This is a genomic window from Endothiovibrio diazotrophicus, assembly GCF_054657215.1.
In genome coordinates this window covers 35,625-45,790 of sequence record NZ_BAAHXB010000041.1, presented here as the reverse complement: position 1 = coordinate 45,790, position 10,166 = coordinate 35,625, and the positions used below count along the sequence as shown (strand labels likewise).

General features: G+C 67.1%; 9 protein-coding genes. 7 read left to right on the top strand and 2 right to left on the bottom strand.

The annotated features are described in order from the left end of the window. Positions 1-342 precede the first annotated feature (342 nt). The 3 genes from ACYQ2W_RS12145 to ACYQ2W_RS12135 all read left to right on the top strand — a co-directional run bounded on the left by ACYQ2W_RS12145 (position 343) and on the right by ACYQ2W_RS12135 (position 1,316). Positions 343-600, top strand: coding sequence for a type II toxin-antitoxin system Phd/YefM family antitoxin (locus ACYQ2W_RS12145; RefSeq protein WP_459867112.1), 258 nt, complete (start codon positions 343-345; stop codon positions 598-600). Continuing rightward, positions 597-851, top strand: a complete 255-nt coding sequence (locus ACYQ2W_RS12140) for a Txe/YoeB family addiction module toxin (RefSeq protein ID WP_459867109.1) — start codon at positions 597-599, stop codon at positions 849-851. The genes ACYQ2W_RS12145 and ACYQ2W_RS12140 overlap by 4 nt, the downstream gene beginning before the upstream one ends. 123 nt (positions 852-974) lie before the next feature. Continuing rightward, positions 975-1,316: a YgiT-type zinc finger protein gene (locus ACYQ2W_RS12135; protein ID WP_459867106.1), complete on the top strand. Its 342-nt coding sequence runs from the start codon at positions 975-977 to the stop codon at positions 1,314-1,316. 54 nt (positions 1,317-1,370) lie between these two features. Here ACYQ2W_RS12135 and ACYQ2W_RS12130 read toward each other — a convergent pair whose 3' ends face one another. Continuing rightward, positions 1,371-3,158: a B12-binding domain-containing radical SAM protein gene (locus ACYQ2W_RS12130; RefSeq protein ID WP_459867103.1), complete on the bottom strand. Its 1,788-nt coding sequence runs from the start codon at positions 3,156-3,158 to the stop codon at positions 1,371-1,373. A gap of 315 nt (positions 3,159-3,473) precedes the next feature. Continuing rightward, the gene (locus tag ACYQ2W_RS12125; protein ID WP_459867100.1) at positions 3,474-4,934 is read right to left on the bottom strand and encodes an AAA family ATPase; all 1,461 of its coding nucleotides are present in this window, start codon (positions 4,932-4,934) and stop codon (positions 3,474-3,476) included. A 198-nt stretch (positions 4,935-5,132) separates the two neighbouring features. Between ACYQ2W_RS12125 and ACYQ2W_RS12120 the strand changes: the two genes are divergently transcribed. The 4 genes from ACYQ2W_RS12120 to ACYQ2W_RS12105 all read left to right on the top strand — a co-directional run bounded on the left by ACYQ2W_RS12120 (position 5,133) and on the right by ACYQ2W_RS12105 (position 10,123). Further along, the gene (locus tag ACYQ2W_RS12120; protein ID WP_459867097.1) at positions 5,133-6,845 is read left to right on the top strand and encodes an ABC transporter substrate-binding protein; all 1,713 of its coding nucleotides are present in this window, start codon (positions 5,133-5,135) and stop codon (positions 6,843-6,845) included. Between the two features lie 64 nt (positions 6,846-6,909). Then, positions 6,910-7,710, top strand: a complete 801-nt coding sequence (locus ACYQ2W_RS12115; protein WP_459867094.1) for a vWA domain-containing protein — start codon at positions 6,910-6,912, stop codon at positions 7,708-7,710. A 29-nt stretch (positions 7,711-7,739) separates the two neighbouring features. Then, a complete protein-coding gene (locus ACYQ2W_RS12110; RefSeq protein WP_459867091.1) occupies positions 7,740-9,290 on the top strand; it encodes an OmpA family protein in 1,551 nt (516 codons plus the stop codon). Next, the gene (locus tag ACYQ2W_RS12105) at positions 9,290-10,123 is read left to right on the top strand and encodes a coiled-coil domain-containing protein (RefSeq protein ID WP_459867089.1); all 834 of its coding nucleotides are present in this window, start codon (positions 9,290-9,292) and stop codon (positions 10,121-10,123) included. Before ACYQ2W_RS12110 ends, ACYQ2W_RS12105 begins: the two co-directional genes overlap by 1 nt. Positions 10,124-10,166: the final 43 nt, after the last annotated feature.

Sequence of the window (10,166 nt, the reverse complement as noted above, 5' to 3'; positions counted from 1 at the left end):
GCAACGGACCATCTACCAAGCGCTCGGCATCGATTCGGAGCCGGGTGGAGTGACGAAGATGACGGTTTAATCCACCCTATCGAAGAATGGCGAGTTTGTAGTGCCACTCGCCGAGAAGAAAAATCGCAACTTGTTGATTTTCGGATTAATAAAAATTTAGCTGTTAAATATGGGCTAACCGATTCCAGTTGTTTATTTGGACGGCTCGCGCCAGCTGCGGTCGTGGATCCGGCTTCGGCACGGTCGTTGTTTAGGGGGCTTAACTTGCGGTGGCCACGACCTAGGCTTTAGACTTTCGTTGTACGTTATTTTGTACAAGCGAATTGGAGAGGTGCCCATTCCATGGACGCGATCAACTACAGCGATCTGCGCGGCAACCTGAAATCGGTGCTCGATGAGGTGTGCGACCGTCACGAGCCGGTGATCATCACCCGGCGCAACGGCGACAAGGCGGTGCTCATCTCCTATGAGGACTACAGCGCCATGGAGGAGACCGCCTATCTGTTGCGCAGCCCCGCCATGGCCGCCCGCCTGCGGGAGGGGCTGGATAGCTTCCGTCGGGGAGGCGGTGAGGAGCGCGCCCTCGCCGAGGACGATTGAAGGTGGTCTTCCACCCTCCGGGGTGGGAGGACTACTGCTATTGGCAGCGGGAGAATCGGAAGTTGCTCAGGCGGATCAATGCCTTGATTCGCGATATCGGGCGCGATCCGTACGGTGGAATGGGCAAGCCGGAGCCGCTGCGTTTCGATCTTCAGGGGTGTTGGAGTCGCCGTATCGATAGCGAGCATCGGCTGGTCTATCGGGTGACCGAGGATGCGATCCACGTCCTTGCCTGTCGGTACCACTACTGAGCCGATATCGGGCGGTTGTGGTGGCAGGTGCTTCGGTGCAGGTAATGACGTTGGTGCAGGATTTGACGCCGCGGCGGGCGCGGCCCGCCCTATATGAGGTGATGGTAATGGCGGTGGCACGGGATGAGGCGCTATCGCCTGTGCGGACCCGGCGCGGTGGGTGGATTGGAAAGCGAGGGTAAAGCAATGACCCCGTTTGAAAAATGCCCCGTTTGCGGTGGGGAGCTCGTCAGCCGGAAGGTGGAAAAGCTTCTGCGTGGTGGGGGGAATATCGTCTCGTTGCAGGTCGATGCGGAGGTGTGCCGGCACTGTGGGGAACGGCTCTATGCCGAAGAGGTCGTGAAGTCGTTCGAGGAGATTCGCACGAAGCTCCAGAAGCGGGAGTTCGCGCATTTCCGCGCCGTCGGCCAGGCCTTTACGGTCGATGAGGATTGGCCCAATAAGGCGATTCAACCGACCGCTTGACCCTCATCCATCGCGCGCTGATCTCTTGGCTGACTTTCGGTCAGCCGAGTCATTTCACTGGGCCTGCCGAAGAGTGGCCGTTGCCCCGACCTTGAGCTGTTCGAGCGGGATGACGGACTCGGCGGCCTCCTCCCATTTGAATGCGGCGCTCTCTGCCGGCATCTCCTCTTCGGGAATATCTTCGGTAGCGTTCACCGCCGGATCATCCGGCAGCGGGCGTCCATAGGCCAGCTTGGCCCGCGCGGCGAGCGGCACCATGTGCCGCCACAACCGCACCCAGCGCACCTGGGCCACCGTCACCTCCCGGGCGCGGCGCGCGAGGAACGGCAGCAGCGGCTCGCGCGGCAGGTCGGGGCGGCGTTCGTTGCGGTCCTTCATGCGGATGATGCCGAACTCGAAGGCGTGGGCGTCGTCGATCGGGTGGGCGCCGCGGCCTACCACCATGAACGGGAAGAGGTAGTCGACATCCCCGCCGAGGGCGGCGTGGCGGGTGAGGATGCGCTCGCAGTGTTCGTCGTCGTAGAAGTTGCGCCAGGCCCAGTCGTACATGCCGTCGAGGACTTCGGTGCTCATCGTCGGGTGGGGGGCGATGGAGCGGTAGGAGGTGTAGTGGGAGAGGTCGGGGTCCATCTCCACCCCCTGCTTCCATAGGGTGACGTGGTCCTCGGAGCCGGGCAGCGGGGTGAGCACATAGAAGTAGGCGAGGTCCACCGCCAGCTCCCGCTTGATGATCTCCATGTCGCGGCGGATGCTCTCCGGGGTGTCGGCGGGGAAGCCGATGATGTAGCCGACCATGATCACCACGCCGTGGCGCTTCCAGTTGAGGAACAGCCGTTGGTAGCGGCGCACGTCGTTGTGCTTCTTTCCCACCGCGGCGAGCGCCTCGCTGTTGATGCTCTCCATGCCGATGAACACCTGGTGGCAGCCGGCGCGCACCGCCAGCGGGATGAAGTCGGGGTCGCGGTCGCACTGGGTGTCCACCTGGAACATGATGTGGAACTTCAGCCCCTCCTCTTCGCGTAGCTTGATCAGCCCCTCGAAGATCTCCCGCCAGCGCTTGTTGCGCACCAGGTTGTCGTCGGTGAAGAAGAAGTTGTCGCGACCGCGGGCGACGCCCTCGCGCACCTGGCGGATGATGGCCTCCGGTTCGCGGGTGCGCGCCTTGCGGCCGTGGACGTTGATCACGGTGCAGAAGGTGCATTTGAAGGGGCAGCCGCGCCCCGCCTCGATCGGGTCGACCGGGTTGAGCGAGAGCGGCATCTTGCGCTCGACGTCGGCGGGGAGCTTCTTCGGCGTCACCGCGGTGGCGAGATCGACGAGGTCGTCGCTGAAGTCGTAGATCGGTTGCATCTCGCCGCGCTGGGCGTCGCGGATCACCGTCTCCAGGCGCCCCTCCGCCTCGCCGACGAACAGCGAGATGCCGTCGTCGATCGCCGCCTGCAGCTCGGGCGGCATCTCCGGCAGCATCGAGTAGGCGCCGGAGACGTGGAAGCCGCCGATCACCACCGGGATGCCGGCGGCGAGGAAGCGCCGCGCCAGGTCGACGCTGCGCGGGAACTGGGCGCTGTGGGCGCCGACGATGCCCACCAGGGCGCCGGCGGAGGCGGCCTTGAGGCGGCCGATCATCTTCTTCATCGGCGGCAGGCCGGTGTGGTCGTCGTGGGCCTCGAGGGTGATCTCGACGTCGGGGCCGAGGACGTGGCGCGCGGCGCAGTCCTCGCCCAGGGCGTTGAGCACCGACAGCGCGTTGGAGGGGAGGATCGAACGGCGCCACTGTACGACGTAGCCGTCGTCGTCGTAGCGCGACGGCTTGATCAGGATCAGGTGGAAAGTGTTGCTCATGCGGGTTCTCCAGCGGCGTCGGCTATCGGTGGGGGGGCCGTTTCCGCGGGTGGATCGTTCGAGAATTTGGGGAACAGTATCTCACGTCGCGGTATGCAGAATAGTGGTAGGACGTCACTTGAAAGGTGAAGAATCGGAGCGCGGGAAGGGGTATTTTTTGCGGGGTTTTTGACGCCGTACGACAGGCTCGTTGGCGCTGTGGTCGCGGGGTTGAGGTCGCGAATGACGTTCAGGAAGGCGCCTCGCCGTTAGGTCGGGGGCGTCGCGAGGCTTTGATTGTGGTGCTTCCGTTTGCGTCGGCGAAGTATCGCCGACCTACGCGGGTACGGTGCGGCTCGCCGCCCAGCTGCGCAGGTAGGCGATCTTTTCGGCCATCACCACGGAGAGCGGGCTGGTCTGCTCGATCTCGGCGACGATGTGGCCGGTGTTGAGCGGCTCCTTCGCGGCGTGGGCGGCGTAGAGCGCCGAGACCACCGCCTGTTCGATCTCCGCGCCGGCGAAGCCCTCGCTGGCCGCCGCCAGCGGTTCGAGGTCGAAGGTGGCGGGGTCCTGTTGCCGCCTGGCGAGGTGGATGCGGAAGATCTCCGCGCGCACCTCGGGGTCGGGCAGGTCGACGAAGAAGATCTCGTCGAACCGCCCCTTGCGCAGCAGCTCCGGCGGCAGCACCTCGATGTCGTTGGCGGTGGCCACCAGGAAGACCCGCGAGCCGCGCTCGGCCATCCAGGTGAGGAGCGTGCCGAGGATGCGCTTCGCAGGGCCGTCGTCGCCGCCGGAGAGCCCCTTTTCGATCTCGTCGATCCACAGCACGCAGGGCGCCATCGACTCGGCGGTCTTCAGCGAGTCGCGCAGGTTGCGCTCGGTCTCGCCGTAGTACTTGTTGTAGAGGGTGCCGAAGTCGAGGCGCAGCAGCGGGATGCCCCAGCTGCCGGCCACCGACTTGGCGGCGAGGCTCTTGCCGCCGCCCTGCACGCCGAGCAGCAGCAGCCCCTTGGGCGGGTCGAGGCCGGCCGGCGGCTGGTCGGCGAGGAACACCTCGCGGCGGCGCTCCAGCCAGCGCTTCATCCGGTGCAGGCCGGCGACCTGGTTGAACTTTTCGGTGTCCAGCTCCAGCGACAGCACCCCTTCGCTGCCGAGCAGGCCGTACTTGGTCTTGGCCAGTTCGCCGAGGTCCTCCTCGGTGAGCATGCCGTCGTCGTAGATGGCGTTGCGGATCAGCTGGCGGGCGTCACCGGTGGTGAGGCCGAGGAGGTTGTCGAGCAGCGCGTCGACGATCTCGCGGTGGGCCTGGATGCTGCGCCGGTTCTTCCGCCCCCACTCCAGGCTCTCCTCGTGCAGCAGCGCTTCGAGCTTGCCGCGGTCCGGCAGCGACAGCTCGAAGCGGGCGGCCAGCGAGCGCAGCTCGTCCGGGATCTCCATGGCGTGGCTGACCAGGACCAGGGTCTGGCCGCCGTCGCCGAGGGCGATCTCCTTGAGCTGGCGCAGCACCAGCGGGTCGTCGAGCCAGTGGTGGAAGTCCATCAGCAGCCACAGCGTGGGGGTGGTGCGGCCGGGGATCTCGGCGAGGATCTTGGCCGGTTCGCGCACGCCGGGGCGGCTCGCCGGCTCGCCGTTCAGCGCCTTCAGGCCGCTCGCCACCGACCAGCGCAGCAGCGGTCGGCCGAGCCGGGTGGCGAGGCGGCGGAAGAGGGTTTCGACCTCCCGTTCATCGCCGCTCTCGACGAAGAGCAGCGAGGTGCCGGAGCCGACCATCAATTCGAGGTCTCGTAGATCGCTCATAACCTTGTCATTTGTATGGGATAACCGGTCTCTCTACAATGCCCGGAGGGCGCGTGCCCCATATCGCGCCACCCGACGACCGCGGAGTTCGCCGCGACCGGTGGGGTGGACCGGGTCATAGGGTACCTGATACAACCTTGATCTGGATTCTCCACGAATCGTGGCCATCAACCAACCGACGACGTGATTCCCATGGAAATGAAGACAAGAACGCTACTGGCGCTGCTGTTCACGCTGGTCGTCAGTCTGCCGTTGGCAGCGGCGCCCGGTACGGTGCGGTTCGAGGCGATGAAGCGCGAGCTGGCCGGTACTCCGGTCGGCGAGGTCCGGCCCGGCGCCACCGTCAGGGTGCCGATGATCACCTGGGGGGGCGACATCGCCACCATCCTCGCCAACGGCAACGCGGCGAAGACCCGCAAGGGGAGCCTCTTCGCCAACGCCGGGCTCGATATCGAACTGTTCCGCGAGGATGTCTTCAAGAAGCAGGTGGCGGCCTATCTGCGCGGCGAGACTCCCTACTTGCGCGGCACCCTGGGGATGATCAACATGGCCAGCGAGCTGCTTGCGGCCGATCCGCGCACCAAGCCGGTGATCGTCTACCAGCTGACCTGGTCGGCGGGGGGCGACGCGCTGGCAGTGGGCGGCGACGTGCGCAAGGCGGCCGACCTGAAGGGCAAGCGCATCGGCCTGCAGGCCCACGGCCCCCATGTCTACTACATGAGCCGCCTGCTCGCCGACGCCGGGCTGAGCCTCAAGGACGTCGAGGTGAAGTGGTACCCCGACCTCACCGGCACCGACGACACGCCGATGGCGGCGATGCAGGCGGGCGAGGTCGACGCCGCCTTCGCGATCACCCCGGACGCCCTGCTGCTCACCTCCGGTGGCACCGTCGGCACCGGGGCCGAGGGCTCGGTGCGCGGCGCCCACATCCTGCTCTCCACGCGTACCGCCAACCGGGTGATCGCCGACGTCTACGCGGTGCGCAGCGACTACTTCAACCAGCACCGCGACCGGGTGGAGGCCTTCGTCGGCGGGTTGATGCAGGGGGCGGAGCAACTGCGCCAGGTCATGGCCGGCAGTCAGGGCAAAACCCGCAAGAAGACCCTCACCGCCGCCGCCGAGCTGCTCCTCGACAGCCCGTTGGCGACCGCCGACGCCGAGGGGCTGTATGGCGACTGCCAGTTCGTCGACTGGCAGGGCAACGTGGACTTCTTCGCCAACCCCAATTTCCCCCGCTCGCTCGGGAAGATCACCGGCGAGATCCAGCAGAGCTTCCTCGGCCTCGGCCTCCTCGGTGGGCCGGTCGCGTTGACCTCCGCCGGTTGGGACTACGATCGCCTGAAGCGCCAGCTGCGGCTCGCCGGGCGGAGCGAGGCGCCGCGTTTCGACACGGCGCAGGTGAACTCGGTGATCGCCCGCAAGCAGCAGCAGGGCCGCCTGCACGAGGGCGAGCTGTTCTCCTTCGAGATCTATTTCGAGCCGAACCAGAACACCTTCTCCGCCGACCTCTACCGCGGCGCCTTCGACAAGGTGATCCAGTTCTCCTCCACCTACGGCGGTGCGCTGATCACCGTGGAGGGCAACAGCGACCCCCTCGGCTACCTGCGCAAGAAGAAGGCGGGCGAGTCCTCCATGGTGCTCGGCCGGATCAAGCAGGCGGCGAAGAATCTCAGCCTCTCGCGGGCGATGGCGGTGCGCGACAGCATCACCGCCTACGCCGCGCAGAAGGGCCTCACCCTCGACCCGAGCCAGTTCGCGGTGGTCGGCCATGGCATCACCAAGCCGAAGAACGGCCTCTGCGGCGAGGACCCGTGCCCGCCGAAGACCGAGCAGGAGTGGCGTGACAACATGCGCGTCGAGTTCCGCATCCTGCAGGTCGAGGCGGAGTCCTCGGTCTTCAATCCCCTGTGATCCGAACCACTGATCCGAACCACTGATCCGGCAACTGATCCGACAACCGCAGCAGGTCGATACCATGTCAGGAAAGAAGAAGGGAAACTGGATCCTCGTCGTGCTGGTGCTGGGGGCCGCCCTGTTCCACTTCCTCGGTGAGCAAAACGGCGGGCAGCCGACCGTCCCGCCGGTGCCGCGGGACGGCGCGCAGCTGTTGCGCCCCGAGTTGATGACCTATGGGCGCAACGGCGCGCGCGACGACTGGCCGAACATGAGCGATGCCGCGGCGATGAACCTGCGCGGTCAACTGGCGAAGAACTACTACGTCATCCTCGACGACTCCGGCAGCATGAAGGAGGACCGGTGCGCCGACGGCTACCCGTCGAAGCTGAGCGCCGCCATCGACGCGCTGGCCACCTTCTCCGTAGGGCTGCCGCCCGCGGCCAACCTCGGCGTGATGTCCTTCGACGGCGGGCGCTTCACCGAGCGCCTGCCCCTCGGCCGACACACCACCGAGGAGATCCGCGGCCTCGCCTCGCGCATGCGGGCCGACGGCGCGACGCCGCTGGCGACGGCCATCACCCGCGGCTATGAGGCATTGCGCCGGCAGGCGGTGGCGCAGCTCGGTTACGGCGAGTACCACTTGGTGGTGATCACCGACGGCGCGGCCACCAAGGGGGAGTATCCCGACGCGGTGATCACCCGGGTGCTCACCGAGTCGCCGGTCAACGTGCACACCATCGGCTTCTGCATCGGCAAGGACCATGTGCTCAATCAGCCCCGCTACCTCGCCTATCAGGCGGCGGACGACGTGCGCGGGCTGCGCCAGGGGTTGCGGGACGTGCTGGCCGAGGCGCCGGCCTTCACCGTCTCCAGTTTCTGAAGGATGCGCCGGGTGACGGCGGGACGCGCGTGAACAAGCACCTCAAGATCTTTCTCGGCCTGCTGATCGTCGGCGGCGTGGTCATCGGCGGGCTGCGCCTGCTGCTGCCCTACTGGAACGAGTCGCAGCAACGCGCCACCTCCGACGCCTCTGCCACCCGCGGCGTGTTGCGCATCGGCGTCGACAACTGGATCGGCTACTTCCCCCTCTGCTCGCCCGAGATGCGGCGTAATCTGCGCAGCCATGGCTATACCCTGCAGTGCGTCGACGACGCGGCGAACTACGCGGAGCGTTTCGACAAGCTGGCCGAGGGCGAGCTGGACTTCGCCGTCGCCACGGTGGACTCCTGGCTGTTGAACGGCAGCAAGCGCGCCTATCCCGGGGTGATCGTCGCCGTCATCGACGAGTCCAAGGGGGGGGACGCGATCGTCGCCCGGCGCGAGCGCGTCGCCGATCTCAACGCACTGGCCAAGCGCGAGGGGGTGAAGATCGCCTTCACCCCGGCCTCGCCCAGCGAACACCTGCTGAAGGCGATCAACGCCCACTTCGACCTCGGCCTCTACGGCAAGGGGAATGACGCTTGGCGATCCCCCAGCGACGGCTCCTCCGCGGCGCTGAAGAAGCTGTTGGCGGGCAAGGTGGACGCCGCCGTGTTGTGGGAGCCCGACGTCTCCCGGGCGTTGGCCGGTGACGGGATGGTCAAGCTGGTCGGCACCGAGGACACCGACAAGCTCATCGTCGACATCCTGATCGCCAGCCGCCGTCAGGTCTCCCGCGATCCCGATGCGGTCGGCGCGCTGCTCGACGCGTGGTACGCGACCCTCGACGGCTACACCGCCAGCCGCGCCTCGCTGATCCGGGACATCCGCGAGGAGACCGACCTCGACGAGGCGCAGATCCTGCCCATGCTGGGGGGCGTGGCGTGGGCCGGCCTGGCGGAGAACGGCTCCCTCTGGTTCGACGTCCTACAACAGCAGGCGATCGGCAGCGACGGCCTGATCGAGGCGATCCAGGCGGCGGCGCGGGTGCTGGTGGACAACGGCGATTTCGACAGCTCGCCGGTGCCGGGCGACGACCCCTACCGCCTGACCGGCAAGCAGTTCATCGAGCAGCTCTATCAGCGGGCCTACCCCAACGGCACCGCCGTCACCCGCGAGAACTCGCTGACCGGCGATTTTCCCCCGCTCTCCGACGAGGCGTGGGGGCGGATGCGCCGGGTCGGCACGCTGAAGGTGGAGCCGATCAGCTTCCGCCGCGGCACCGGCCTGCTCGATCTCGAGGGCAAGCGGACCGTCGACCGCATCGTCGAGCGGCTGCGCCGCTACCCGAGCTTCCGCATCCTGGTGGAGGGGCACACCGGCGTGGCTGGCGATGCGCAGCAGAACCTCAAGCTCTCCCTCGCCCGCGCGGAGGCGGTCACCGGCTACCTGATGGCGACCTACCACATCGATCCCGACCGGCTGCGCGCGCTGGGCTACGGTTCGTCGAAGCCGCTGCCGAAGCTGCCGGGAGAGTCGAGCCGCGCCTACTCCTACCGCCTGCCGCGGGTGGAGATCTCGCTGATGAGCGGAGGCCGGTAATGGTGGGGGCGTACGAGGAGAAGGCGGAGAAGCGTCGCTCCTTACCGGACTTCTCCCGCCGTGCCATCGGCCGTCACGTCGCCACCGCCACTGCCCAGAAGCCCTACGTGCTCTACCCCCTCGCCCTGGGGCTGCTCGGCGGGCTGTCGGCGCTGCTGCTGGGCACCTCGCTGCTGCCCGCGCTGGTGGGTGGTGGCATCGGCATCGGCGCCTGGCTGCTCGACAACACGCTACGCCGCGATCACCACGCCGCCCGCCATATCCGCGAACTGCATGCGTTGCTGGCGAGCCGGGCGCAGGCGTCGCTCGCCTCCCTGCGCGAGGAGCTGGAGGAGGTGGGCGAGCGCGACGGCCTCGATCAGTTGCAGCGCCTGACCCACAAGTACGAGACCTTCGAGGCGCTGCTGCGGCGCAAGCTCAATCCCGCCGAGCTGACCTTCGGCCGCTACCTGGGCATGGCCGAACAGCTCTATCTGGGGGCGCTCGACAACCTCAACACCGTCACCAACATCCGCCGCGGACTGAACGCGATCGACGCCTCGCGCATCGAGGCGCGCGCGGAACGGCTCGCCGCCGACGGTCGCATCGACGAGAGCGAGCGGCAGGAGATGGAGGCGCTCTCCCGGCGCCGGGCGCTGCTCGAGCGGCAGCGCGCCCAGGTCGTCACGTTGCTCTCCCAGAATGAGAGCGCGATGACCAAGCTGGACGAGGTGGCCGCCTCGATTGCCACCCTCAACCTGGGTGATCGTCGCGCCTCGATGGATATGGAACAGGCGATGCTGGAGCTGGAGGAGCTGGCGCGGCGCAGTGCAGACTACGAGGTGAAGACGTGATCCCGGCGAGCGTAGGTCGGCGCTACCGCGCCGACACGAACGA

Coding starts and splice junctions, on each gene's coding strand:
- ACYQ2W_RS12145 (WP_459867112.1), top strand. CDS start 343: ATGGACGCGATCAACTACAGCGATCTGCGCGGCAACCTGAAATCGGTG.
- ACYQ2W_RS12135 (WP_459867106.1), top strand. CDS start 975: ATGAGGCGCTATCGCCTGTGCGGACCCGGCGCGGTGGGTGGATTGGAA.
- ACYQ2W_RS12115 (WP_459867094.1), top strand. CDS start 6,910: ATGTCAGGAAAGAAGAAGGGAAACTGGATCCTCGTCGTGCTGGTGCTG.
- ACYQ2W_RS12130 (WP_459867103.1), bottom strand. CDS start 3,158: ATGAGCAACACTTTCCACCTGATCCTGATCAAGCCGTCGCGCTACGAC.
- ACYQ2W_RS12125 (WP_459867100.1), bottom strand. CDS start 4,934: ATGAGCGATCTACGAGACCTCGAATTGATGGTCGGCTCCGGCACCTCG.
- ACYQ2W_RS12105 (WP_459867089.1), top strand. CDS start 9,290: ATGGTGGGGGCGTACGAGGAGAAGGCGGAGAAGCGTCGCTCCTTACCG.
- ACYQ2W_RS12120 (WP_459867097.1), top strand. CDS start 5,133: ATGAAGACAAGAACGCTACTGGCGCTGCTGTTCACGCTGGTCGTCAGT.